Origin of the sequence: Rhodobacter capsulatus (assembly GCF_052363185.1) — a bacterium.
GTDB classification, from domain to species: Bacteria; Pseudomonadota; Alphaproteobacteria; order Rhodobacterales; family Rhodobacteraceae; genus Rhodobacter; species Rhodobacter capsulatus_E.
Window position 1 is genome coordinate 3,123,446 of the sequence record NZ_CP198955.1, and the last position, 22,782, is coordinate 3,146,227.

Annotated in this window: 25 protein-coding genes, 1 tRNA gene and 1 pseudogene; 14 read left to right on the top strand and 13 right to left on the bottom strand. The window is 65.1% G+C overall.

What is annotated here, in order from left to right; translation table 11 throughout:
• The first annotated feature begins 7 nt into the window (after positions 1-7).
• The 11 genes from ACTTAG_RS15260 (at position 8) to ACTTAG_RS15310 (ending at position 12,144) form a co-directional block, all read left to right on the top strand.
• Entirely contained in the window at positions 8-946 is a 939-nt protein-coding gene (locus tag ACTTAG_RS15260; protein WP_444463067.1) for a LysR substrate-binding domain-containing protein, read from the top strand.
• A 224-nt stretch (positions 947-1,170) separates the two neighbouring features.
• Positions 1,171-2,022, top strand: coding sequence for a glycine betaine ABC transporter substrate-binding protein (locus ACTTAG_RS15265; RefSeq protein WP_444463068.1), 852 nt, complete (start codon positions 1,171-1,173; stop codon positions 2,020-2,022).
• Between the two features lie 62 nt (positions 2,023-2,084).
• A complete protein-coding gene (locus tag ACTTAG_RS15270) occupies positions 2,085-3,158 on the top strand; it encodes a quaternary amine ABC transporter ATP-binding protein (RefSeq protein ID WP_444463069.1) in 1,074 nt (357 codons plus the stop codon).
• A 1-nt stretch (position 3,159) separates the two neighbouring features.
• On the top strand, positions 3,160-4,017 hold the full coding sequence (locus ACTTAG_RS15275) for an ABC transporter permease (RefSeq protein WP_444463070.1): 858 nt from the start codon (positions 3,160-3,162) through the stop codon (positions 4,015-4,017).
• Positions 4,014-4,835 (top strand): ABC transporter permease, encoded by an 822-nt coding sequence (locus tag ACTTAG_RS15280; RefSeq protein WP_444463071.1) that lies wholly within the window; start codon positions 4,014-4,016, stop codon positions 4,833-4,835. The genes ACTTAG_RS15275 and ACTTAG_RS15280 overlap by 4 nt, the downstream gene beginning before the upstream one ends.
• A 15-nt stretch (positions 4,836-4,850) precedes the next feature.
• Complete coding sequence (locus ACTTAG_RS15285) at positions 4,851-5,897, top strand: GlxA family transcriptional regulator (protein WP_444463072.1); 1,047 nt, start codon at positions 4,851-4,853, stop codon at positions 5,895-5,897.
• Between the two features lie 233 nt (positions 5,898-6,130).
• Positions 6,131-7,141 (top strand): TAXI family TRAP transporter solute-binding subunit, encoded by a 1,011-nt coding sequence (locus ACTTAG_RS15290; RefSeq protein ID WP_444463073.1) that lies wholly within the window; start codon positions 6,131-6,133, stop codon positions 7,139-7,141.
• A gap of 83 nt (positions 7,142-7,224) precedes the next feature.
• Positions 7,225-9,285 (top strand): TRAP transporter permease, encoded by a 2,061-nt coding sequence (locus ACTTAG_RS15295; RefSeq protein ID WP_444463074.1) that lies wholly within the window; start codon positions 7,225-7,227, stop codon positions 9,283-9,285.
• Positions 9,286-9,505: 220 nt separating this feature from the next.
• Entirely contained in the window at positions 9,506-10,510 is a 1,005-nt protein-coding gene (locus ACTTAG_RS15300) for an ABC transporter substrate-binding protein (protein WP_444463075.1), read from the top strand.
• Between the two features lie 81 nt (positions 10,511-10,591).
• Positions 10,592-11,380, top strand: coding sequence for an ABC transporter ATP-binding protein (locus tag ACTTAG_RS15305; RefSeq protein WP_444463076.1), 789 nt, complete (start codon positions 10,592-10,594; stop codon positions 11,378-11,380).
• Complete coding sequence (locus ACTTAG_RS15310) at positions 11,380-12,144, top strand: ABC transporter permease (protein ID WP_444463077.1); 765 nt, start codon at positions 11,380-11,382, stop codon at positions 12,142-12,144. Before ACTTAG_RS15305 ends, ACTTAG_RS15310 begins: the two co-directional genes overlap by 1 nt.
• Positions 12,145-12,939: 795 nt before the next feature.
• On the opposite strand, the gene ACTTAG_RS15315 is transcribed toward ACTTAG_RS15310, so the two are convergent.
• Complete coding sequence (locus tag ACTTAG_RS15315; RefSeq protein ID WP_444465290.1) at positions 12,940-13,116, bottom strand: hypothetical protein; 177 nt, start codon at positions 13,114-13,116, stop codon at positions 12,940-12,942.
• Between ACTTAG_RS15315 and ACTTAG_RS15320 the strand changes: the two genes are divergently transcribed.
• Both ACTTAG_RS15320 and ACTTAG_RS15325 read left to right on the top strand, forming a co-directional pair.
• Positions 13,105-13,560, top strand: coding sequence for an ATP-grasp domain-containing protein (locus ACTTAG_RS15320; protein ID WP_444463078.1), 456 nt, complete (start codon positions 13,105-13,107; stop codon positions 13,558-13,560). The genes ACTTAG_RS15315 and ACTTAG_RS15320 overlap by 12 nt on opposite strands.
• A gap of 106 nt (positions 13,561-13,666) precedes the next feature.
• Positions 13,667-14,125 (top strand): hypothetical protein, encoded by a 459-nt coding sequence (locus tag ACTTAG_RS15325; protein ID WP_444463079.1) that lies wholly within the window; start codon positions 13,667-13,669, stop codon positions 14,123-14,125.
• An 80-nt stretch (positions 14,126-14,205) separates the two neighbouring features.
• Here ACTTAG_RS15325 and ACTTAG_RS15330 read toward each other — a convergent pair whose 3' ends face one another.
• On the bottom strand, positions 14,206-14,832 hold the full coding sequence (locus tag ACTTAG_RS15330) for an RNA ligase family protein (protein WP_444463080.1): 627 nt from the start codon (positions 14,830-14,832) through the stop codon (positions 14,206-14,208).
• 109 nt (positions 14,833-14,941) lie between these two features.
• Positions 14,942-15,313, bottom strand: coding sequence for a hypothetical protein (locus ACTTAG_RS15335; protein ID WP_444463081.1), 372 nt, complete (start codon positions 15,311-15,313; stop codon positions 14,942-14,944).
• A 148-nt stretch (positions 15,314-15,461) separates the two neighbouring features.
• On the opposite strand from ACTTAG_RS15335, the gene ACTTAG_RS15340 reads away from it, so the two are divergent.
• The gene (locus tag ACTTAG_RS15340) at positions 15,462-15,671 is read left to right on the top strand and encodes a hypothetical protein (RefSeq protein ID WP_444463082.1); all 210 of its coding nucleotides are present in this window, start codon (positions 15,462-15,464) and stop codon (positions 15,669-15,671) included.
• A gap of 11 nt (positions 15,672-15,682) precedes the next feature.
• Here ACTTAG_RS15340 and ACTTAG_RS15345 read toward each other — a convergent pair whose 3' ends face one another.
• The 10 genes and pseudogenes from ACTTAG_RS15345 to ACTTAG_RS15390 form a co-directional block, all read right to left on the bottom strand.
• A complete protein-coding gene (locus ACTTAG_RS15345; RefSeq protein ID WP_444463083.1) occupies positions 15,683-16,066 on the bottom strand; it encodes a DUF6481 family protein in 384 nt (127 codons plus the stop codon).
• A gap of 50 nt (positions 16,067-16,116) precedes the next feature.
• Positions 16,117-16,329, bottom strand: a complete 213-nt coding sequence (locus ACTTAG_RS15350) for a hypothetical protein (protein ID WP_444463084.1) — start codon at positions 16,327-16,329, stop codon at positions 16,117-16,119.
• A gap of 129 nt (positions 16,330-16,458) precedes the next feature.
• On the bottom strand, positions 16,459-16,698 hold the full coding sequence (locus tag ACTTAG_RS15355) for a DUF982 domain-containing protein (protein WP_444463085.1): 240 nt from the start codon (positions 16,696-16,698) through the stop codon (positions 16,459-16,461).
• A gap of 166 nt (positions 16,699-16,864) precedes the next feature.
• Positions 16,865-17,071, bottom strand: a complete 207-nt coding sequence (locus ACTTAG_RS15360; protein ID WP_444463086.1) for a cold-shock protein — start codon at positions 17,069-17,071, stop codon at positions 16,865-16,867.
• Between the two features lie 309 nt (positions 17,072-17,380).
• Positions 17,381-17,704 (bottom strand): annotated as a pseudogene (locus ACTTAG_RS15365) (transposase); the annotation flags it as partial.
• A gap of 172 nt (positions 17,705-17,876) precedes the next feature.
• The gene (locus tag ACTTAG_RS15370) at positions 17,877-18,713 is read right to left on the bottom strand and encodes a DUF3883 domain-containing protein (RefSeq protein WP_444463087.1); all 837 of its coding nucleotides are present in this window, start codon (positions 18,711-18,713) and stop codon (positions 17,877-17,879) included.
• 34 nt (positions 18,714-18,747) lie between these two features.
• Entirely contained in the window at positions 18,748-18,873 is a 126-nt protein-coding gene (locus ACTTAG_RS15375; RefSeq protein ID WP_444463088.1) for a hypothetical protein, read from the bottom strand.
• Positions 18,874-19,111: 238 nt separating this feature from the next.
• Positions 19,112-19,201, bottom strand: a tRNA-Ser gene (locus ACTTAG_RS15380).
• 62 nt (positions 19,202-19,263) lie between these two features.
• Positions 19,264-21,744, bottom strand: coding sequence for a DUF3772 domain-containing protein (locus ACTTAG_RS15385; protein WP_444463089.1), 2,481 nt, complete (start codon positions 21,742-21,744; stop codon positions 19,264-19,266).
• Entirely contained in the window at positions 21,741-22,769 is a 1,029-nt protein-coding gene (locus tag ACTTAG_RS15390; RefSeq protein ID WP_444463090.1) for a cysteine synthase A, read from the bottom strand. Before ACTTAG_RS15390 ends, ACTTAG_RS15385 begins: the two co-directional genes overlap by 4 nt.
• Between the last annotated feature and the right edge of the window lie 13 nt (positions 22,770-22,782).

The window sequence follows — 22,782 nt, forward strand, 5'->3', positions numbered from 1 at the left end:
AAGGAGCATGATGGCCCCCGTCAGACGTCGTCATCTGCCCTCTCTCGGTGCTTTCGCCACGTTTGAAGTGGCGGCCAAGCATCTGTCCTTCACGCTCGCCGCGAAGGAGCTGAACGTCACCCAGGGCGCGGTCAGCCAGCAGATCCGGCTTCTGGAAACCGCGCTCGAAACGGCCCTCTTCATCCGCAAGCACAATGCGCTGGACCTGACCGAGGAAGGCAAGGCGCTTTTCGCCAGTGTCACGGTGGGGCTGGATGCGATTGCCGATGCGGTGGCGGCGATCTCGGGCGGGACCGAGCCGCAGCAGGTCACCGTCTCGGCCACCGACGGCATGGCGCGGTTCTGGCTCAAGCCGCTGATCGACAGCTTCCGGCTGCTGCACCCCGAGGTCGGCTTCACCATCCTTGCCTCGGACGCCGATGACACGTTGCGCAACTATGCCCAGGTGGACATCGCGCTGATCTGCGGCAATGACCGCTGCGAAGTGGGCGAGCAGGTGCATTTCCTGTTTCCAGAACTGGCGCAGCCGGTCTGTTCGCCCGCCTATCTGGCCGCGCATGGGCCCCTGACCGAGGTCGAAAGCTTCAATCAGGTCAATCTGCTGCACCTGCACGACAGCCATTGGAACGCCGATGCGATCGGCTGGCAGCCCTTGGGCTGGACCGAGTGGTTTCGCGCCAATGGCGGGGTCTGGGCCAAAGCGCCGTCCAGCCTGATCACCAACAAGGTCGGGCTTTTGATCGAGGCGGCGCTGGCGGGCGAAGGCGTGATGCTGGGCTGGCACCAGATGGTGCGCCGCTTCATCGACTCGGGCGAACTGGTCTTTGCCCATCCCGGCACGATCGGCGCGGGGCGCGGCAATTTCCTCAACGTGCGGCAGACGGCGCTGCGCCGCCCCGCAGTGGCGCGTTTCGTCAGCCACCTTCTGGGCGCCCTCTCCCCCTGATCCGCATTAGGCTGGCTTATGCCGCGCCGGATGAAAAATTCGTTTGCGGGCGGGGGCGGCGCTGACCGATACTTTCCCAATTCCGGGCAACCGGAGCGCCGCAAGGGAGCCAAAATCCCCCGGCCAAGGGAGACGACATCCGGTGTTCGACGCGACCCCGACGCCGCTTTCGCGGCGCTGGCGGAGCCATGCGCGGGCCCCGAGCGAACCAACAGGAGAGACGAATGCGGAAGTTTCTGGGCGCGATCTGCGCGGCGGCCCTGGTGATCGGCGGGGCCGGTCTGGCCAGCGCCGAGGGCAAGGTGATCCATATGGGCACGATGTCCTGGGAAGACCTGACGCCGATCACCGGCATCACCAAGAAGGTGCTGGAAGACAAGGGCTTCACCGTCGAGGTGACCGAGTTTTCCGAATGGGGCATCGCCTTTGCCGCGATGACGCGGGGCGACATCGACGTGATGGCCTCGCAGACCGATTACGTCGCGCATGATTACTGGCTGAAGAACATGACCGCGCTGGAAAAGATCTCGCCGGTCTCGCACGGGCTCTATCAGGCCTTCGCCGTGCCCTCCTATGTGCCGATTTCGAGCATCGAGGAGTTCAACGCGAATGCCGACAAGTTCGGTGGCAAGATCATCGGCATCGAGCCCGGCTCGGGGCTGATGCGCGACGCGGCGAGCGCGGTGGAGGACTACGGCCTTGATCTGGAGCTGGTCGAGGGCTCGACCGGGGCGATGACGGCGGCGCTGAAATCGGCCGCCGACCGGCAGGACTGGATCGCCGTCACCGTCTGGACGCCGTCATGGATGATGATGAAATACGATCTGAAATTCCTTGCCGATCCGAAGGGGGTCTTCCCCGGGCCGCAAAGCTATTACTGGATCGGCGCCAAGGGCTTTTCCGCCGCCAATCCGGCCGCGCGCGAGGCGATGGCGAGCGTCTATGTGCCGCTTGACGACATCACCGCGATCAATGCGGCGGTGAATGACGGCAAGACGATGGATCAGGCCGTGGCCGACTGGCTCGCCGCCCATGCCGATCTGGTGTCGCGCTGGGAAGCCATCAAGGCCGAGTGACGCTCCGGCCCGGAGGCACCGCTTCCGGGCCGCCCCTTTTCCGCCTGCGAAAGACCACCGGCATGACCGAAGACACCCCCGAGGGCGAAATCCTCATCGACTGCCGAAACCTGTGGAAGGTGTTCGGCGAGCGCGCCGAAGAGGCGATCACCGCGATCCGCACCCGCGGCGCGGGCAAACGCGAGGTGCTTCGCGATTTCAACTGCGTGGTGGGGGTGGCCGAGGCCAGTTTCCAGATCCGCAAGGGCGAGATCTTCTGCATCATGGGGCTGTCGGGGTCGGGCAAGTCGACGCTGGTGCGGCTGCTGAACCGGCTGATCGAACCAAGTCTTGGGGATATCACCATCAGGGGCCGCAACATCTCGCAGATGAACCGCAAGGATCTGCGCGACCTGCGCGCCCATGAGATCGGCATGGTGTTTCAATCGGTGGCGCTGATCCCCGGCCGCAGCGTGCTCGACAATGCCGCCTTCGGGCTCGAGGTGCAGGGCGTGGCCAAGGCCGAGCGGCACCGGATCGCGATGGATGCGCTGACGCGGGTGGGGCTGGCGGATTGGGCGGGCCACCTGCCGCGCCAGTTGTCGGGCGGGATGCAGCAGCGGGTGGGGCTGGCGCGCGCCATCGCCTCGGACCCCGGCATCATCTTGATGGACGAACCCTTTTCCGCGCTTGACCCGCTGATCCGGCGGCAGTTGCAAGACGAGTTCCGGCAACTGACGAAGAGCTTGGGGAAATCCGCCGTCTTCATCACCCATGACCTGGATGAAGCGATGCGGATCGGCGACCGGATCGCCATCATGAAGGACGGGATGATGATCCAGATCGGCACCGCCGAAGAGATCGTCCTGCACCCGGCCGATGCCTATGTGGCGGAATTCGTGGCGGGAATTTCGCGCCTGCATCTGGTCAAGGCGCATTCGCTGATGGTGCCGCTGGCGGATTACCCCGGCGATGCGGCGGCGCTGGCGCGCGCCACCCCCGAGGCCGATGTGCAGGCGCTGATCGATCTCGTGCTGGCCGCGCCCGAGCAGGCGGTGGCGATTTCGACGGGCGAGGCGCTTGTCGGCGTGGTCACGGCGCGCGCGCTGTTGCAGGGCATCCGGGGCGAGGATGACGCACCCGGCGAGGGGGCGTGACATGGCCTGGCGCGACAGCATCAAGGCCTTCGACGCCGCCATCGACGCGGCGATGATCTGGGTTTCCAGCCACGGCAGCGCCGCCTTTTCGGCTCTGCGCGGCCTGCTCGAGGGCGGCTATGGCGCGATCCTCTGGCTGTTGTCGGAGCTGCCGTTCTGGGGGCTCGCGATCTTTGCGGGGCTGGCGGGCTGGCGCCTGATCGGCTGGAAATTCGGCACTTTCGCCAGCCTCGCGCTGACCCTTTGCGCGGCGCTCGGGCTTTGGACCGAGACGCTTGAAACCCTGGCGCTGGTGCTCTCGGCCACCACGATGGCGGTGCTGATCGGCGGCGGGCTCGGCATTCTGGCGGGGCTGAGCCCCGGTCTGTCGCGCGCGCTCGAGCCGCTCCTCGACCTGATCCAGACCCTGCCACCCTACCTTTATCTGCTGCCCGCCATCGCCTTTCTGGGCTACGGCCCCGCCACCGCGATCCTGGCCACCTTCATCGTCGCCGTGCCCCCCACGGTGAAGCTGACCGCGCTTGGCATCGCCCGCACGCCGACCGAATTTCTCGAACTCGGGCAGGCCTCGGGGGCGAGCGGCTGGCAGGTGTTCGCGAAGATCCGCCTGCCCTTCGCGCTCGCCTCGATCATGGCCGGGGTGAACCAGAGCCTGATGATGGCCTTCGGCATGGTCGTCATCGCCGGCATCGTCGGTTCGGGGGGCTTGGGGCAGACAATCTATGCCTCGGTGCGCACCCTCGACATCGCCCGCTCGGTCGATGCCGCCATCGCCATCGTGGCGCTGACGATCGTGCTGGACCGCCTCAGCCAAAGCGCCGCCCGCCCCGCGGGCACAGGACAGGACACCCGCAGATGAGCGATCCGCTGATCTCCCCCGGCACCGCGATCGCAGCCGCGATCGACTGGCTCAACACCCATGGCCACGGCCTTTTCGCGCTGATCGGCGGCGGCGCCGAAAGGCTGCTCGACGCGGCCGAGACGGCGTTGCGCCTGCCGCCCGCTTGGGCGCTGATCGGCGCGGTCACGGTGCCGTCCTGGCGCGCCTTCGGCTGGCGCATGGCGGCCTTGGCGCTGGTGTCGCTTGGGCTTTGCCTTGCCGCCGGGCTCTGGAAACAGGCGATGCAGACCATCGCCCTCGTCTCGGTCTCGGTCGCGACCTCGGTGGCGCTGGCCTTCCCTCTGGGCATTCTGGCCGCCCGCCGCGCCCGGATCGAGGCGGCGCTGCGCCCGGTGCTCGACATCATGCAGACGGTGCCGCCCTGGGTCTACCTGATCCCGGCGGTGATGATCTTCTCGCTTGGCAAGGTGCCCGCGCTGATCGCCACCGTCGTCTATGGCATCCCGCCGATGCTGCGCATCACCACGCTCGCCTTCAAGGAGGTGCCGCATGAGCTGGTGGAGCTGGGCCAGGCCTCGGGCGCGACGCCCTGGCAGGTGATGACCAAGCTCGAGATCCCCGCCGCGCGCAAGACCCTGCTCGTCGGCCTCAACCAGACCATCCTTTTGTCGCTGGCGATGGTGGTGCTGGCGGGGCTGGTCGGCGGCGGCGGGCTTGGCGCCGAGGTGACGCGCGGGCTGACGCGGATGGAGATGGGGCTCGGCCTGCGCGCGGGGCTGTCGATCGTCGCTGTTGCCATCTTCCTCGATCGCATGTCACGACGGGCGCTGCAATGAGCGCCCGGAGAGACGATGCCCGATTCTGACCTGCCCCATCGAGACGCCCATCCCGAGGCGCTGGTGCCGCAGGGCGCCGCCTTTTTCCCGGTCGAAAACCCCGGCCCGACCCGCGCCTATGCCTTCGTGCTGGTGCCGGGGTTCACGCTTCTGGCCTTTTCCTCGGCGGTCGAGCCCTTGCGCATCGCCAATCAACTCTCGCAGCAACCGCTTTACCAATGGCGGCTCTTGTCCGAGGGCGGCGCGACGGTCCCCTCGTCCTCGGGCATCACCCTTTGCACCGATGGCCCGCTTGCCCCGCAACACCGCGACACGCGGCTCTTTGTCTGCTCGGGCAACCCCGCCCGCGCCGCCGCCGCCGCCCCGGTGGTGGCGCTGATCCAGCGCCATGCGCGCTTTGGCGGCACCGTGGGGGGGATCTGCACCGGCGCCGTAGCCCTTGCCGCGGCGGGGCTTTTGCAAACCACCCCCTTCACCCTGCATTGGGAAAATCAGCCCGCCTTTTGCGAGGATTTTCCAGATCTTGCGCCCGCCGCCACGATGTTCGAAATCGCGCCGAAGGTGATGACCTGCGGCGGCGGGGCGGCCTCGACCGACATGATGATCGCACTGATCGAGCGCGACCACGGCGCGGAATTCGCCGCGATGGTGTCGGAGATGTGCCTGCGCAAGGTGATGGTGGGGGTCGATGCGGCGCAACGCTCGGCGCTGTCGGTGTTGATCCGCTCGCGCAATCCGGGGCTGATCGCGATGGTGGCGCGGATGAAGGCGCATCTGGAAGACCCGCTGCCGCTGGCGGAACTGGCCCGCGTCTCGGGCTATTCGCGCCGCCATGTCGAGCGGATGTTCCTCAATGTGCTGGGCGAGACACCGGGCGATTACTATCGCGGTCTGCGGCTCGATCATGGCCGCAACCTGCTGTCGACCACCGACATGGCGCTGCTCGAAGTGGCGCTGGCCTGCGGTTTTTCCTCGGTGGCGCATTTCTCGCGCGCCTTTCGCACCCGCTTCGGGCTGGCGCCGACCAAGTTCAACCGCAGGCTTGCGCGCGGGGCGGGCTGAACCGGGTCGCGCCACGACCGAGGCGGCGCCATGCGCGGTGGCATTGGGCCGGGTCAATCGGTGGCGTCATGCCGAAACCATGAAGCGGGGCGCCGTATTCCGAGGCCTGCCGTCTGCCGGAAAAGTCTTGCCTGGCCGTCGAAGCTGGACCTCCTGCGGATCATCCCTTACGATCGGGATGGTCTGCTCGCTCGCAGCGGCACTACCCCACCGACATTCTGGAGGATCTACGCATGCAGTTCGTTTCTTTCAAATCCCTTGCGGGAGCCGCGCTTGCCGTCGGCATGATGGCGCAGGGAGTTGTGGCGCAAGACCTGCAGTTTTTCAGGATCGGAACCGGAGGCACGGCCGGGACCTACTACCCGATCGGCGGTCTGATCGCGAACGCAATTTCCAATCCGCCGGGATCGCGCGCCTGCGAGGATGGCGGATCTTGCGGCGTACCCGGGCTGATCGCCACTGCCGTGGCCTCGAACGGGTCGGTCGGCAACGTGAACTCGATCAACGGCGGCACGCTTGAGGCAGGCTTCAGCCAGTCCGACGTCGCCTTCTGGGCGCAGACCGGAACCGGCATCTGGGAAGGTCAGCCGGCGGTCGAAAAGCTGCGGCTGATCGCGAACCTTTACCCCGAAAGCATCCATCTGGTCGCCAGCAGGGCGTCGGGCATTACCTCTGTTGCCGATCTCAAGGGCAAGCGGGTGTCGCTTGACGAGCCGGGATCGGGCACGCTGGTCGATGCCAAGATCATTCTGGGCGCCTTCGGCCTGACCGAAGCCGACATCACGCCGGAATATCTGAAACCCGATCAGGCCTCTGACCGGATGCGCGACGGGGCGATGGATGCGTTTTTCTTCGTGGGCGGCTATCCGGCCGGTGCGATCGCCGAACTGTCCAGCCAGCACGAGGTGGTGATGGTTCCGATCACTGGCCCCGAGGTCGATGCGCTGCGCGCCGAATACAAGTTCTTCGCCAATGACGTGCTTCCGGCGGGCACCTACAAGGGCCAGGAAGCCGAAGTGCCCACCCTGTCGGTCGGTGCGCAGATGGTGACCTCTGCCGATCTTTCCGAAGAGCTGGTCTACGGCATCACCAAGGCGATGTTCAACGAAACCACCCAGAAGCTGTTTGCCAACGGACATTCCAAGGGCAAGTTCATCACGCTGGAAAATGCGGTGCAGGGCGCTGGTATCCCGTACCATCCGGGTGCCGAAAAGTTCTACAGGGAAGTCGGCGCGATCAAGTGATCGGCCTGTTCTGAACCGACCGGGAACGCGATCGCAACAGCCGATCGCGTTCCTTTATATAAACGAGCCTTGAGGATACCCCGATGAGTGATGGCCAACGCGCGATGACCGCAGCGGAGCTTGCAGCGCTCGAAGAACAGTTCGATCCCGAAGCGCGTTTTCGTACCGTCACGCGGCCCGTGGCCACTCTGGCGGGGGGGATCCTCTTCGCGCTGGCCTGCTATCACTACTATACGTCCGGTTTCGGCATTCCGCGCGCCACCACCCATCGCGGCATCCACATGGGGGTGTCGCTGCTTCTGATCTTCCTCAGCTTTGCCGCACTGTCATCGCGGCGACACAGGACACATGGTTTTGCCGTGCTTGGCCTGCCGGTCACGGACTGGCTTTTCGGCCTCGGGGCCCTGGTCAGCGCGCTTTATGTGCCCTGGATCTATGATCAGCTTGCCTTCCGCATCGGCAATCCGCTGCAGATCGACGTGGTCATGGGGACGATCCTTCTGGTGACCCTGTTCGAGGCCGTGCGCCGGTCGATGGGCTGGCCCTTGCCCCTCATCGCGCTGATGTTCATCGGATATGCCTATTTCGGCCAGTCGATGCCGGGGATCTTCGTGCATCCCGGAGCGGACTGGTCGGGGATCGTCAACCACCTTTACCTTTCGTCACAGGGTGTCTACGGCACCGCACTGGGCGTCATCGCGACCTATGTGTTCCACTTCGTGCTGTTCGGGGCGATGGCGCAGCGTATCGGGCTGGGTCAGTTGTTCATTGATCTGGCGACGGCGCTGACCGGGCGCTTTTCCGGCGGTCCGGCGAAAGTGTCGGTGGTGTCCTCGGCGCTTCTGGGGTCGATCTCGGGCTCGTCCATCGCCAACACGGTGACCACCGGCGCGCTGACCATTCCCACGATGATCAAGATCGGATTCCGGCGTCATTTCGCGGCGGCGGTCGAGGCGGCCTCGTCCACCGGCGGTCAGATCACCCCGCCGGTGATGGGGGCGGTGGCGTTCCTGATGGTCGAGTATCTGGGCATCCCGCTGCGCACCATCCTGATTGCGGCCATCGTGCCCGCCTTCATGCACTTTTTCGGCGTTCTGGTTCAGGTGCATCTGGAGGCGAAGCGACTGGGCATTCGCGGCCTGCGCAAGGAAGAATTGCCGAACGCCATGCAGGTGCTGCGCAAAGGCTGGCTGTCATTGCTGCCGCTGATCCTGCTTGTTTACATGCTGATGTCCGGGCGCACGCCGTTTCTGGCCGCCTTCTGGGCGATCACCGCCTGTATCGTGATCTATGCCATTCAGCGGGTGATGGCGGCGGGGCTGGCCAAGGGCACCCGCGAGTTTGCGTCTGGCATCTACGACAGCTTCGTCTCGGGCTCCAAAGGCGCGCTTGCCGTGACGGCGGCGGCGGCCCTGGTGGGGGTTGTCATCGGGGTTGTCACGCTGACCGGCATCGGCTTCAAGATCGCGTTCATGCTGACCAGCGTGGCCCAGGGTTGGGCCGAAAGCACCCATGCTTTCCTTGCCTTCCTGCCGATCGAACTGTTCAGCATGCCCACGCTCGCGCTCTTGTTCACGCTGATGATGACGGCGGTGGTCTGCATCTTGATGGGCTGCGGGATTCCGACGACGGCAAACTATATCATCATGGTCGCCGTGGCTGCCCCGGTCCTCTCGATGATGAATGTCGAGCCGCTCGTGGCGCATTTCTTCGTGTTCTACTTTGGCGTGCTGGCGGATGTGACGCCCCCGGTGGCGATGGCCGCCTATGCCGCCGCGGGGATCGCCGGGGCCAATGCGTTCAAGGCCGGCAACACCGCGTTCCGCCTTTCGATGGGCAAGGCGCTGGTGCCGTTCATGTTCGTGTTCTCGCCGTCCTTGTTGCTGGTGACGGCAGATTTCACCTGGGGGTCGTTCGCGCTGGCGTTTTGCGGGGCAGTGCTCGGCATCATTGCGCTGTCGGCGGCAATCACCAACTGGCTGTTGCGCCCGTTGCTGCTGATCGAACGGGTGGCGCTGCCCATTGCGGCGCTGCTGATGATCGCGCCCGAGATGGTTTCCACCGCGATCGGGGCGGCCATCTTGATGGCGGTGACCCTGCGTCAATGGCTTGCGGGCCGCCCCCAATCTCCCGCCATCCCCTGACGGAACAGCCAGACAGAGGTGTGAGACGCGGACCGCCAAGACTTGACCGCGTTTTCCCTCAACCCGAATCCGCAACCGCCAACAAATCCGGCAGTTGCGGATTTTCCAGCCCAGTTGCTGCGCAAACCGCCCGCGTAGCGTGCCTTGCACGCGCACGGGAATTGCACCTTCCCCGGCAGGGCACAGGATGGGGCAAACGATAACCGACAGGGGATTGACGATGTTCCACCGCCTTGGCCTTTTTGCCGCGCTGACGCTGACCGCCACGCCGCTTTGCGCCGAAACCGCAATGCCGTTCGCGCTGGACTGGAAGTTCGAGGGCCCCGCCGCGCCCTATGTTCTGGCCGTCGACAAGGGCTATTACAGCGCCGAAGGCTTGGCCGTGGAGGTGACCGAGGGGGCAGGCTCGCTTGATGCCATTCCGAAAGTGGCGACCGGGGCGTTTCCGGTGGGCTTCACCGATATCAACAGCCTGATGAAATTCCTTGACCAGAACCCCGGTGCCCCGGTCAAGGCCGTGATGATGGTCTATGACAAGCCCCCCTTTGCGGTGGTCGGGCGCAAATCGCTGGGCGTGACCGGGCCGAAAGACCTGGAGGGCAAGGTTCTGGGGGCGCCGCCGCCCGATGGTGCTTGGGCGCAATTCCCGATCTTTGCCGCCGAGAACGGTCTCGACATGGCGAAAATCACCGTCGAGCCGGTGGGCTTTCCGGTGCGCGAACCGATGCTGGCCGAGGGCAAGGTGGCGGCGATCACCGGCTTTTCCTTTACCTCGACGCTCAATGCCGAACGTCTGGGCGTGCCTGCCGATGATCTGAGCGTGATCTTGATGGCCGATCACGGCGTGGCGCTTTACGGCAATGCGATCATCGTCAACACCGACTTTGCCAAAGACCATCCGGCCGAGGTGACCGGCTTCCTGCGCGCCACCGCCAGGGGCTGGAAAGATGCCATCGCCGCCCCCGAAGCCGCCGTGGCAGCGCTGGCCGCGAAAAACCCGGCCGCCGATGCGGGCCTTGAAACCAGGCGGCTCGAATTGTCGATTGCGGGCAATGTGCTGACCGATTGGGTCAAGGTCCATGGCATGGGCGGGGTTGACCCGGAGCGTTTCGCCAAGGCCATCGAGCAACTGGCCACCACCTATGCGTTCAAGACCAAGCCCGCCATGGCCGATGTCTTTGATGCCTCCTTCCTGCCCGCCGATGGCAGCCTGACGCTGCAATAACGGCCGCAAGCTGCGGCCAACACGGGGCGATGCGGACCCCTTCCTCCCGTTCGCGTCGCTCCGACGATTTTGGGGCATCCGATGACGAAATTCATAGATATCAAAGGCGTGCATCACGCCTATCGCACCCGCAACGGCCCCTTGCCGGTCTTGGCGGGGCTCGACATCGAGGTGCCCGAAGGCACGTTTTGCGCCGTTGTCGGCCCCTCGGGTTGCGGCAAGTCCACGCTGACGCGGCTGGTGTCGGGATTGATGCGGCCCGACAAGGGCGCGGTGGTGTTGGCGGGCGAGGAAGTCGCAAGCCCGCGCAAGACTGTGGGCATGGCGTTCCAGAACCCGGTGATGCTCGAATGGCGCACGATCTTGCAAAACGTCATGCTGCCCCTGGAAATCGTCACGCCGCGGATGCCGAAAGCGCAGGCAGAGGCCCGGGCGGCGCATCTGCTCGAGATGGTCGGCCTCAAGGGGTTCGAGGGCAAGCGCCCGTCGGAACTCTCGGGCGGGATGCGGCAACGCGCCAGCCTGTGCCGCGCGCTTGTGCATGCGCCGCAAGTGCTGATCATGGACGAACCCTTTGGCGCGCTTGACAATTTCACCCGCGAGGATCTGTGGCAAACGATGCGCGATCTGCGCGCCGCCGAGCCCTTCACCTGCATCCTGATCACCCATGATCTGCGCGAAAGCGTGTTTCTGGGCGATCAGGTGGTGGTCTTGTCGGGGCGACCTGCGCGCACGCAGCATGTGCTGGCGGTGGACCTTCCGCCCGACCGCACGATCGACATTCTGTATCAGCCAAAGGCGGTCGAGATGCTGCATCTGTTGCGCGATCAGATCCGGCTGGCACAGGGCCGCGAGGGAGGCACGCACTGATGGACCGGGCGCAAAAAATCTTCGTGCCGCTGCTGGCCATGGCGATCTTTCTGGCCTTGTGGGAGGCGCTGGTCACCCTCAACCATTGGCCCGATTACAAGATGGCCTCGCCCTCGGACCTGCCCGCCGCGTTCTGGAAATACCGGTCGCTGTTTTTGATCGACGCCTGGCAGACGCTGTGGCGAACCGTGGCGGGGCTGGTTCTGGCGGTGATTTTCGGCACCGGCCTTGGCATGGTGATGGGGTTTTCCAAAGTGGCGCGGGCGGGGCTTTATCCGCTTTTGGTGGGGTTCAACGCCATTCCAAAGGCCACGCTGGTGCCGGTGATCGCGCTGGTCTTCATCGGCCAGCATGACTTCAACACCGTCTTGATGGCGTTCCTGATTTCCTTCTTTCCGATCGCGGTCTCGGTGGGGATCGGCCTTTCGACGCTGGAACCGGAATACCGCGATATTCTGGCGGCGCTCGGGGCGTCGAAGCTGACGATCTTTCGCAAGATCGCCTTGCCGAAAACCCTGCCCGAGTTCTTTGGCGCGCTGAAAGTGTCGGTGACGCTGGCCTTCATCGGCACCAACCTTGTCGAAATCGTCAGCCCGCATGGCAAGGGGCTGGGGGCGCTGTTCCTGTCGGGGCAGACGAATTCGGATTACCCGTTGATGTTTGCGGTGCTGATCGCCTTGGCGCTCTTGGGCATCGTGCTTTACTACGCCGTGGTCGCGCTGGAGCGGATTTTCGCCGGCTGGGCCGAACGCGGCGAGGGGTGAGCGCGCCACCCGATGGCCAGCGGGCTGGCCGGAGTGGGGCTCCGTGGCGATGGACAGCGGTCTTCCTTCGCAGAGTTGCGTAACTCACGCCTGAGGCATGAGCCCCCCCCTTTCCCCTATGGCATCATGCGACGCGGACGATCTCGGCGCTGCCGAGGCCATTGACGCGATGGATGAGGGCAGCGCGGATCTGGATTTCTGCGGTTCGGCGGTCGGGGCCTCTGAGGTGGTCCCCATTTTCCGGTCAGATTTGCGGCGTTGCTAAGCTTGCCAGTTGATCATGCCGCCGCCTTCCCCGCCTGGGCGCGTCTTCCGATCTTTTCTGTCCTCGGGCCAGCGGGGGCTTTCGTATCGGGCGCACGCCGTTCGGAGCGCCTTGGCGGCGGCGCTGGCAGTCATTTCGCGATAGGGTACCTGCCGGGAAAGGTCGATCACCAGTCGGTCGCGTTCGGCGAGCTTGGCTGAGAAGGCCAGCGGGCGCCGCCCGTCCCGAGGACGAAGGCCCAAGCAGAAATCGAGGTGATCGTGCTGGCCCAAATCGCCTTCGAACCAGTGCCGCCACCTCCCTGACCTCGCGATCAGCGCCCAGGCCACCCCACTCGACCAGCCGAGCCAGCGCCGATCCGACAGCGACCGGCCCGGCGGCCAGCAGGGCCTCGCGGTCGTCAAGGTGCCATTCCGCCGATGTGGCCCACGCGGGCAACTCGGGCCGGGTGATCCATGCGGCGTCCATCGTCGGGGGCACGTCCGCGCCGTCGATCTCGAAACCCCTGCGCGCTTCCGGGTTCGGGCGGCTCATGCTGCCCCCCGCGCACGACGGCAGGCGGTCAGATCAAAAACGGTCGCGCTCGGTTTCGGCGGCGCGGGCGGGATCGGCTTTGCCGGAACCGGCCCCAGCGCCGCGCTGCCCCGGATGGCGATCAGTTCCAGCCACACCGCGGTCGAAAGGTCCTCGATGCAGTGTTTCCGCATCAGGTCAGGCGGGGCGAAGTTCTTCACTGTGCGCGAGATCGCGGAGGGGTTGGACGACGGGCACTGGGCGATGCGGGTCGGCTTTGGTGCCTCCGCCCTGTCGCGGATGGCAAGGAACAGGCGGGCAAGGTCCGCCCCGCGTCCGAGATTCTCGAGATTGCCCGCAAGGTGATGACGCTCGACCCCGAGGAGATCCCGCCGGACGCGCTACGCCCCGAGACGCGGATGATGCTGACGCCGCCGGTGCGCATTTTGAAGGAATGGCGGATCTGGGTCCTGCGGGATGAGGTCGTTACCTTTTCGCGTTACAGGGAAGGCGACCGGGTGACCTGTCGGCCCGAGATCGACGCGGAGGCCTTGGCCTTTGCCCAAGATCTTGCTCGGCGGACCCGGGCTATGCGACGGCCTATGTCATGGATATCTGCCGCATCGAGACCGGCTTGAAACTCCTGGAAACGAATTGCATCAATGCCGCCGGGTTCTATGGTGCCGATGTGAGGAAGCTGGCGGCGGTGATCGACGCGCCTGGCTGAGCCGCCCGGGGGGCAAGATGGGTTTTGTCTTTCGACATCTGCTGTTGTTCTTCCTGCCGATCGCGCTGGCGATTGGGCTTCACCTTGCCACGGCACCGCTGCGGAGGGAACTTCATCGGCAATCGGGCGTGTTTCTGCGCGATCTTTTCTCCGACGACCCGGACCTTGTTCGGACCACGCTGGAGAATGTGGGCCAGGGCGGCATCAGCCTGTCGGAGGGGCTCGACTGGGGCCTGCGCGCGGCCGTGGTGATCGCGTTCACGGGATTTTCGCTGCTGATCCCGAAATCGGCCTCGTCACAAAGCGCCGTCAATTTTCTGACCACGCTCTGCGTCGGCTTTGGCTTTGCGAAACTCAATGGCGGTTTTGCCGAGCTGGACTGGGCTGACCTGGGCCTGTGCCTGATCACCGGGCTCTGTCTTGCGATTGTGGGTCTGAACCGGCGGCTGACTTCGCTGGCCAAACCCGTCAGCTGAGCAAGCAGGGCGTCGGGCGGCAAACGGGCGTCACAACTGGATGTGGATGTGATCGTCATGCAGGGCGGCGCGTCCGAGGCTCATGCGCCCTTCAGCCCGTTCGGCACAAGGGGGGCGTGCATCCAGTGTGTTTCGCTTTGCACATGGCCCGCGCGGACATATTTGCCCATCCGGCGCGGCATCTCGGCCAGGGCGAAGGCTGCTGCCACGCGCGCGACGAAGCCCTCCTGCCGGTCGGGGTCGAGCCCCGCCGCGATGGTCTCGAACAGCCCCGGGCGGAACGCTCCGCGCCAGAGCACCGGCACCGGGGTGATGCCCAGCTCCTCGAACCGCAAGAGCGTCAGATCCCATGGCTGCACCTCGTCGCCCAATATCCAGGCAAAGCCCAGAAACCACGCGGGCAGCGCGTCGTAACCCACCGAATGGCGGGCATAAAGGTTCTCGCCGACGATCCGCTCGCCCTCGGCCAGCTGCGGCGTGATGCCCGCGGCAAAGGCCTTGAGCCAATCGCGCGAGGGGTGGCCCCGGCTGTCGGGGCTGCGGGCATGGCACCCGCCGCGGTGCAGCGTGGTGTTCTCGCCATCCATCTTCTCAGAAATCACCAGATCGTCGACGGCAAGCCCCTCGAGCGAGGTCATGATCTTGTCGTCGCTGCTGGCGCCGGGCGAGATCGGCAGATGAAAGGTGCGGGGATATTTCTTCGTCATGCGGCCAGACTATCCGGGCCCCGTGCGGGTGGAAAGAGGCGTCAGGGCAGCGCAAGCGTGGCCAGTAACCGGGTTCGGGCGTGCAAGGCGACAGGCGGCGCCGGGGCGGTCACAGCATCCGGAGCGCGGCAAAGGCGGTTGCGCCGCCCAGCGTCCAAAGATCAAAGGCAAACATCGGAGAGAGGGCGAAAATCGGCCAAGCCGGTCCGAAGCGAAGCGTGGCGCCCTCGGCGGCGATGAGGCGGCGGATGCGCCAACCGCACCAGAGCCCGACCGCCGCGGGCAGGAGGAGAAGCACCGGGCGATGGAACACCACGAAGGCGGCCATCGCCGGGAAGATCAGGAAGAGATGCGGGATCAGGCGCCGGAGATCCGCTTCGGATAGTTTGCCGAAGGGCCGGTAAAGGGGTGGAAATCCGCCCAGGAGCAGGAGGGAAAGGATCAGGACCATCATCCCGAACATCAGGGCCGTGACGAACATCGCGCAACTTCCTCTCGGCTGTGGCCCTTGAACCCTTCCACGCCCCGCGACAAGGTGCAATGCGATCGCGGCTGGGCTGGCGGCCAGACCCTGCGCAGGGTCGCGCCACCGGGACATGTTGCAAGCCATTGTGCAAAGGAACCGAGCGATGACAGCTTACGCCGAATGCCTGCAATCAACGCTGTTCGACCCCTATGGCTGGGTGTCTTTCCTGATCGGCCTGGCCCTGGGTGCCGGATTGGCAAGACGCGGCAGACGGCCCCTTGCGCTTGTCGCGGTTCTTTCCGGGGCCGTCATCGGGGCGTTATTTGGGGCGCTTTCTTACAATCTCAACTGCGTGGAACTGTATCCCGGTTAAAAGCCGTGGGATCAGGCGACCCGTTGCGCCGCCTTGCGCTTTGCATAGCGCAGGTCCCGGGCGGCCTTGCGGGCAGCGTCATCGGAGAGCACCAGCGCAATGCGGCGCGCCTGCGCCAATTTGCCCGCCTCGAGGGTTGCGGCTTTGGCGGCTTTGCGCTGCGCCTCTGCCTCGGCAATTGCGGCGGCTTCGGCGGCGGCACTCTCTTGCGCTTTCAACTTCTCCGCGTCGCGCGCGGCGTGCCGTGCGTTGCGCAGCCGTGCCACCTCGGCACGTGCTGCCAGCTTTTCGGCCAGATCAGGCGCGGTCGTCGCGCATTTGAATTTCGCCAGCAGCGCCGCTTTGGCAGAGATCGCGTCGCTTCTGCGATCCGCGTAGTCCTTGGGTCTCAACATTCGATGTCCTTTGGCGGGGGATGACGCCGATCCGGATCAGCCGGTCGGGGTCATGCGGTGTTTTTGGTGCGCAGAACGGCAATGGACTTTCCGGCCTGTTCTCGTTCGAGACGTTCCGTTCTCAGTCGCAGGGTTTTGGCGGCACGTTCGGAGATTTCCGTATCCTGTTCCTGCAGCGCGCGCGTGCGCTCCAGAAATTGCGATTGCGTCTTGTTGAAGGCGATTTCCGCAAGCTGCCGCGCCTTGCTCATTTGACCAGACATGAGGACCTCCGATGTCGAGAAAGCTTCAACCTGGCCCGGAAGGACGATTTCTCCCACCGGCACCACGAGATTTGGAAGCAGAAAACGACCCTGTGCGGCGCGGGATTTCTGGCCCGCTCGGCGCAAGGGTTACGCGCAGCCGACGGGGTGTTCGACCGCGCGCCGGGCAGTGTAGCCGACAAGGTCTTCCGGCACGAAACCGGCCGATCGCGCCGCAGCGGTAAAGGCACGCCGCGCCACCCCCACAGGAACCAGACAGTCCATGGCGGCTTCGACCTGCTTCAGGGCCGTCAACCGCGCCTCGTCGGCAATCGGCCATCTTTTCAGCAACCAGTATTTCACTTGTTCGATCGTGCTGAATTTCTGCACGTCCCCCTCCGGAGACATGACGAAGGACAGGGGTTTCCCCCAGGTAATTTCTATCAACCGTAGGTCTTTCTTGAACGGCAAACAGGAGATGCGGATCGCATCTCCAACGTTGCCAGGAAAGCGGGTCCAGCGTCTGGCCGATCCCGCTTTCGATCTTGCCTGAATGTCAGGCGAGGACGAGATTCGTGGCCGACTCGCGGCCATTGCGGTCCCGCTCGAGATCGAACGAGACAGCCTGGCCATCATTGAGGCCGCGGAGGCCCGCACGTTCCAGCGCGGTCACATGAACGAAAACGTCCTTCGTGCCGCTTGCCGGGGCGATAAAGCCGAAACCTTTGGTTGCGTTGAACCATTTCACGGTGCCATTGGCCATCGTGATCACTCCTTCAGGGGAATGCTGCCCGCAGAATGCGACAGCTCGGCTTGGTCAGACGAGAGAGCAGACTGAAGCCGATGAAGGAGACAGGGTGCGGTCGAGAAAAACTTCGCTGAAACCTGTATAGCTGGATTTGCAGATTTTGCAACGAGTCTTTCGGGGGTTTTCAAAACAATCCCTTTGCGAAGGGTCCGATCGGGGTGCAGCCGGAAGCTGCATCCCAATCAAGGGGAAAGGTCCAGTCGGTGGCGCCTGAGAGGTCAAGAAGACGCGGCCTCCACCAAATCTCCACAAACCCTGCGCAAATCATCGATGCAGGGCTGTCATGGGCTTGATCACTGCCAGTTTCCTCGCGACGGCGATCTTGGCCTTCTTCAGATTGCTGCGCTGTGCGATACGCACACCCCATGCCCTGATCGCCGTCCATTGCCGTGACCGGGTCAGCATCACGTGGGCGGCAGTGAAGAGCGCCGTTCGCGTGAATGCGTCGCCCGAACGGGATATGCGACCGCGTACATCCGTCTCTCCGGACTGGTACTGGCGGGGCGTCAGTCCAAGATGGGCACCGACGTCATTCGATCTTCGGAACCGGGCTGGATCATCAACCGTCACCGATCTGGCGAAAGCCGTCGGGCTGGCCGAACGCCATGTCAGCCGACAACTGCGGCTCGCCTATCTCGCGCCGGGGGTCCTCAAGCGCTTGGTCTACAAGCGCGAGGTGCCCGCCGTGACCCTGTTGAAACTGACCGATGTCGCGTCCCTGCCCTGGCACGAACAGCCGGAGCGGGTGTTCGACTGAGGCTCAGTGAAAGCTCGCCTGAAACGTGGTCGCAGTCAGCGAAACATGCGCGTCCAGCGGAGGATGCAGCTCGAACGCCTTCGGCTCGCGTGAGAAATTCCAGAGCCGGAACAGACGCCATTCCGACCTACGCTCGTCGGCGACGGCCAGTTCGTTGCGGGTAATGTGGAAGGGCGTGCGCTCCCATCCGTTCGTCGTCTTGACCTCGATCAGCCGTGCCCTGCCGTCCGGCCCGAAACTCGCGATGTCGTAGCCCGCGCCGTCGCCATCCTCCTCCGACACCCAGCGCACCTTGCGCGCCAGATCATCCCGTCCTGCCGAGCGCAGAAACGCCCGTTCATGCGCCAGCACACGTTCCTCGCCCGCGCGTCCGAGGGCCCGGTTGCGTTCGTCCCGGCCCGCCACGTCGAACTTACGGGCGATGTGCAGCATCTGCTCCAGCTCCTGCGGCGGCGGCTGGTTCGACAGCGTCGGCGGCGGCCCCACCCAGATCTGCGCCGCCTCGCGCAAACCGCCTGCGGGTTGCAGGCCAGGTTGGCGCCCGAGCCAGGCCGAGTTCAACGCCAGCCACCGCGCCACGGCATCCACCAAGGTCATCTGGAAGTTGAACGCGGGCTTGTACCCGGGGATCCAGTCCTCGCCGAGTCCCTTCAGCACCGCACTGATGTTCTGGTGCTTGAACTCGACGGACCCCTCGGACCGGTCGTTCAGGAGCGGGAGGAGTGCGCGGCGGTGTTCGGCCTTGCTGTAGCGGCGCGTAGAGATGTCGTCTGCCAGCATCGCGAAGTAATCCGCGACGATCAGGTCGTTCTCTTCATCCGTCCAGGGACCGTTCGACATTGCGCCAGGCTATTGGCGCGAAGTCTGTTTGTCATCAGAGACTTCCGGCAGGGATCTCGCTGCTGTCGCCGGCCCCATGCACCAGCGCCAAGGCCTGGTGATCGGCCGCCACGGAACCGTCCTTCTGACCGCCCTGCGCCTTCGTGTCAGTCTCCGCCACCGGATTATCTCGCGAACGGGACGACCCCATGAACGCGGCAACTCATTGGAAATGCGAAGATTTTTTACGCCGTCCCGTGGCCGTCGAGGGGCGCTCGAAGAGAGACGCAGACCATTCGGAGACCCATTCTCCGTCAACCGCTCAGTCTCTGCAGGGCGGATGACCTTGCCAACGCCCTTTGAAACAAAAAGAAAAAAGGCCCCAATCGGGGCCCTTGGACGGCTTCAGCATCTGAAAGTGGCGGACGGGATGGGATTCGAACCCACGAGACGGTTCCCCGCCTACACACTTTCCAGGCGTGCGCCTTCGACCACTCGGCCACCCGTCCGCGGCCGGGTTTAGCGGCAAATCTCCCCCCTCGCAAGGGGGGAGATCACTCTTGACACCGCCTCAGCGATCGTCGCCTTCCTCGGCGCCGTCGTTGTCCGAAAGCGTCACGATCCCCTCGCCGCGCTCGGGCGGCGCCGGGTGAACCACCGCAATCGTGCCGTGACCGACCTGCGTCGTCTCGGCCGGGGCCACATAATCCGCGCGCAGCGCCTCGGGGTTGCGAATCCACACGTCGCGCTGCGGGAAGGGAATTTCGATCCCCTCGCGCGCAAACCGCTCGGCGATCTGGTGGTTCATCTCGGAATGCACCCGCAGCTTGAAGTTCACATCCGACAGGATCGCGCGAATCTCGAAATTCAGACTGTCCGCCCCGAAGCCGGTGAAAACGGCAAAGGGCGGCGGCGTCATCATCACCAGCGGATGCGCCTGCGCGATTTCCGCCAGCATCGCCTCGATCCGGCGGGTGTCATTGCCATAAGCCACCCCCACCGGCACGATCAGCCGACCCGTCTTGTTGCCGCGCGTCCAGTTCGTCACCGCCCCCGAAATCAGATCGGCATTCGGCACGATCACATCGGTGCGGTCGAAGGTCTCGATGATCGTCGCGCGCACCGAGATGTTCTTCACGATGCCCTGGCGGCCGCCGACCTCGATCCAGTCGCCTTCGGAAATCGGCCGTTCAACCAGAAGGATGATGCCCGAAACGAAGTTCTGCACGATGGTCTGCAGACCGAAACCGATGCCGACCGAGAGCGCCCCGGCGACGATGGCGAGCGACGACAGGTCGATCCCCGCGGTCGAAATCGCGATCAGCGCGGCCAGCAGGATGCCGACATAGCCCAGCCCCGAGACGATGGCGTTCTGGCCGCCCTTGTCGATCGTCGTGCGCGGCAGGATCGAGGCCTTGAGCGCGCCCTGAAAGATCCGCGTCAGCGTGTAGCCGATGGTGAAGACGATGGCGAAGGTGATGAAGGAGGTCGGCGAAATCCGCACGCCGCCCACCGCGATCCCGGCCTGGAACGAGGTCCAGAGTTCCACCAGATCCTCGACCCGCGCACCCCAGATCAGCGCCAGAACCGGCATCGAGGCCAGCGACAGCAGGAAGCCGCCCAGCACCGGCAACAGCGCGTCGCGGCGGGATTCGGGGCCGGAAACGGTCACATAAAGCTCGGCCAGGAAGCTTTGCAGCGTGATCACCAGCGCAAAAAGCCCCAGCGTCAGCACGGCCGGCCAGATCAGCGCATTGGCGGCACTGACATAGCCGATCACCCCCAGCGCCGGCCCGGCCACCGCGATCAGCAAAAGCGCATTGCCCAGCCAGCGCAAAAGGCCCAGCCGGAAGGCGCCGTCCTCTTCCTCGGCCAGGGTCGCGCCACTGCCCTGACGGCGCAAAAGCTGCCCCATGCGGAACAAGGCCAGCGCCGCAAAGACCTGCAGCGGCACCTGCAGCACCGAGAGCGCCGCATCGGCCCGCGCCGCCACATCGGCCGCGCGTTCCGAGCCAAGCTCGCCCGCGCCGCCCAGAAAATCCTCGGCCCGGGGCTCGATCCACATTTCGATCAGTCGGAACGCCATGAAGGCCAGGCCGAGCATCAGCGCATAGGCCCGCCCCTCGGCGCCGGGCGTGATCACCCCCTCGCCCGCTTGCGGCGGAAAGACCCGCGTGCCCAGCCAGCGCGCCGACAGCACGACGAACAGCATCCCCGGCGCGAGCATATAGAGCGAGGACAGGATCGGCCCGAACAGCGCCGTCTTCTCCAGCGCCGTCGTCGCCATCACCGCCCCCGCGGTGGGCAAAAGCACCTGTCCGAAGCTGACGATGCCGGAAATCAGATTGCGCCCGCGCATCGCGGTTTTCGTCAAAAGCCAGCGCGTCAGCCGCGCCATCCAGGCCCCGCCCCGCGCAATCAGCAAAAGCGCGCCAAGGATCAGGCCGATGATCAGGGGCGCATTGTCACGCGCCGTCTCGTAATTCACCGGCTGGGTGAAACGCCAATGGGTTTCCTCATAGATCCATTCGCCCATCCAGCGCAGAAGCGAGGCCCCCGCAGGCCAGTTCACCGGATTGGCCACCGAGGGCGACAGCCGCAACAGCTTGTCCGCCTGCCGTTCGCGGATCAGCTTGTCGATGGCCCGGATGATCGCATCCGACCGGCTTGCGGCCTCGGTCGCCGAAATCCCCGGCGCCTGCAGTTTCGACAGCTTGGCGGTCAGATCCTCGCGTCGGGAGGCGATCAGCGGATCTTCCGGCGTGCCCTCGGCGGGGGGCGGGCCCAGCGCCGCGATCTGGCTTTTCAGCGTCTCGATCTGGCTCGCGTTCGTGCCCTGCGCCTCGGTGAAGGTGGTGCGCCATTTCACCATTTCGGCGCGCATGTCCGAAAGCCGGGCGTCGGAAATCTCGCCCTTGGCGACGGCCTCCTCGACCTGCGAGGAGGCCTTGGTGAAGGCCTTGTAATTCGGTTCGTTATCGCCTTGCGCCGCGACGGGCAGCGCAAGGACCAGCGTCAGCACCAGGACGCGCAGCAACAGGCGGGCGATCATCCCTCGAACACCTCCGGCACGGTCTGGCCGCGGCCATCCAGCCAGACCGGCACCGGCAGGCCCTTGGCATGCAGGAATTCGGGGTTGAACAGCTTCGACATGTAGCGGGTGCCATAATCGCACAGCACGGTGACGATGGTATGGCCCGGCCCCATCGCGCGGGCCATGCGGATCGCCCCCGCGACATTGACGCCCGAGGACCCGCCGACGCAGATCCCCTCTTCGCTCAGCAGGTCGAAGACCACCGGCAGCGCCTCGGCGTCCGAAATGTTGAAGCTCATGTCCGGGGTGAAGCCCTCAAGGTTCGCGGTGATCCGCCCCTGCCCGATGCCCTCGGTGATCGAGCTGCCCTCGGATTTCAGAACGCCGGTGGTGTAGAAACTGTGCAGCGCCGCGCCGTCCGGGTCGGCGAGCGCGATCTTCACACCCTTCGGTTGCAGCGCAAGGCCCACCCCCGCCAGCGTGCCGCCCGAGCCCACGGCGCAGACAAAGCCATCGACCTTGCCGCCGGTCTGGTCCCAGATTTCCGGGCCGGTGGTTTCCAGATGCGCCTGCCGGTTGGCGGTATTGTCGAACTGATTGGCCCAGACGACACCATTCGGCTCGGTCTCGGCCAGCGCCTCGGCCAGACGGCCCGAATAGCGGACATAATTGTTCGGGTTGGAATAGGGCGCCGCGGGCACCTGCACCAATTCGGCCCCGGCCAGCCGGAGCATGTCCTTTTTCTCCTGGCTTTGCGTCTCGGGGATCACGATGACGGTGCGAAAGCCCATAGCCGCACCAACCAGCGCCAGACCGATGCCGGTATTGCCCGCCGTGCCCTCGACGATGGTGCCGCCCGGTTTCAGCGCGCCGCGCGCGATCGCGTCGCGGATGATGTAAAGCGCGGCCCGGTCCTTGACCGACTGGCCCGGGTTCATGAATTCGGCCTTGGCGAGGATCTCGCAGCCGGTCAGTTCGGACGCCTTCTTCAGGCGGAGCAGCGGCGTGTTGCCGATGGCGGCGGCCAGGTCCTTGCAGATCATGTCTCTCCCTCGT

Bases quoted from the DNA above. Each gene is read 5' to 3' on its own strand.
- ACTTAG_RS15315 (WP_444465290.1), bottom strand. From the start codon at position 13,116: ATGCGGAAACACTGCATCGAGGACCTTTCGACCGCGGTGTGGCTGGAA.
- ACTTAG_RS15280 (WP_444463071.1), top strand. From the start codon at position 4,014: ATGAGCGATCCGCTGATCTCCCCCGGCACCGCGATCGCAGCCGCGATC.
- ACTTAG_RS15330 (WP_444463080.1), bottom strand. From the start codon at position 14,832: ATGACGAAGAAATATCCCCGCACCTTTCATCTGCCGATCTCGCCCGGC.
- ACTTAG_RS15270 (WP_444463069.1), top strand. From the start codon at position 2,085: ATGACCGAAGACACCCCCGAGGGCGAAATCCTCATCGACTGCCGAAAC.
- ACTTAG_RS15290 (WP_444463073.1), top strand. From the start codon at position 6,131: ATGCAGTTCGTTTCTTTCAAATCCCTTGCGGGAGCCGCGCTTGCCGTC.
- ACTTAG_RS15260 (WP_444463067.1), top strand. From the start codon at position 8: ATGATGGCCCCCGTCAGACGTCGTCATCTGCCCTCTCTCGGTGCTTTC.
- ACTTAG_RS15275 (WP_444463070.1), top strand. From the start codon at position 3,160: ATGGCCTGGCGCGACAGCATCAAGGCCTTCGACGCCGCCATCGACGCG.
- ACTTAG_RS15340 (WP_444463082.1), top strand. From the start codon at position 15,462: ATGACAGCTTACGCCGAATGCCTGCAATCAACGCTGTTCGACCCCTAT.
- ACTTAG_RS15300 (WP_444463075.1), top strand. From the start codon at position 9,506: ATGTTCCACCGCCTTGGCCTTTTTGCCGCGCTGACGCTGACCGCCACG.
- ACTTAG_RS15310 (WP_444463077.1), top strand. From the start codon at position 11,380: ATGGACCGGGCGCAAAAAATCTTCGTGCCGCTGCTGGCCATGGCGATC.
- ACTTAG_RS15370 (WP_444463087.1), bottom strand. From the start codon at position 18,713: ATGTCGAACGGTCCCTGGACGGATGAAGAGAACGACCTGATCGTCGCG.
- ACTTAG_RS15385 (WP_444463089.1), bottom strand. From the start codon at position 21,744: ATGATCGCCCGCCTGTTGCTGCGCGTCCTGGTGCTGACGCTGGTCCTT.
- ACTTAG_RS15265 (WP_444463068.1), top strand. From the start codon at position 1,171: ATGCGGAAGTTTCTGGGCGCGATCTGCGCGGCGGCCCTGGTGATCGGC.
- ACTTAG_RS15285 (WP_444463072.1), top strand. From the start codon at position 4,851: ATGCCCGATTCTGACCTGCCCCATCGAGACGCCCATCCCGAGGCGCTG.
- ACTTAG_RS15335 (WP_444463081.1), bottom strand. From the start codon at position 15,313: ATGTTCGTCACGGCCCTGATGTTCGGGATGATGGTCCTGATCCTTTCC.
- ACTTAG_RS15295 (WP_444463074.1), top strand. From the start codon at position 7,225: ATGAGTGATGGCCAACGCGCGATGACCGCAGCGGAGCTTGCAGCGCTC.
- ACTTAG_RS15345 (WP_444463083.1), bottom strand. From the start codon at position 16,066: ATGTTGAGACCCAAGGACTACGCGGATCGCAGAAGCGACGCGATCTCT.
- ACTTAG_RS15360 (WP_444463086.1), bottom strand. From the start codon at position 17,071: ATGGCCAATGGCACCGTGAAATGGTTCAACGCAACCAAAGGTTTCGGC.
- ACTTAG_RS15325 (WP_444463079.1), top strand. From the start codon at position 13,667: ATGGGTTTTGTCTTTCGACATCTGCTGTTGTTCTTCCTGCCGATCGCG.
- ACTTAG_RS15350 (WP_444463084.1), bottom strand. From the start codon at position 16,329: ATGTCTGGTCAAATGAGCAAGGCGCGGCAGCTTGCGGAAATCGCCTTC.
- ACTTAG_RS15305 (WP_444463076.1), top strand. From the start codon at position 10,592: ATGACGAAATTCATAGATATCAAAGGCGTGCATCACGCCTATCGCACC.
- ACTTAG_RS15390 (WP_444463090.1), bottom strand. From the start codon at position 22,769: ATGATCTGCAAGGACCTGGCCGCCGCCATCGGCAACACGCCGCTGCTC.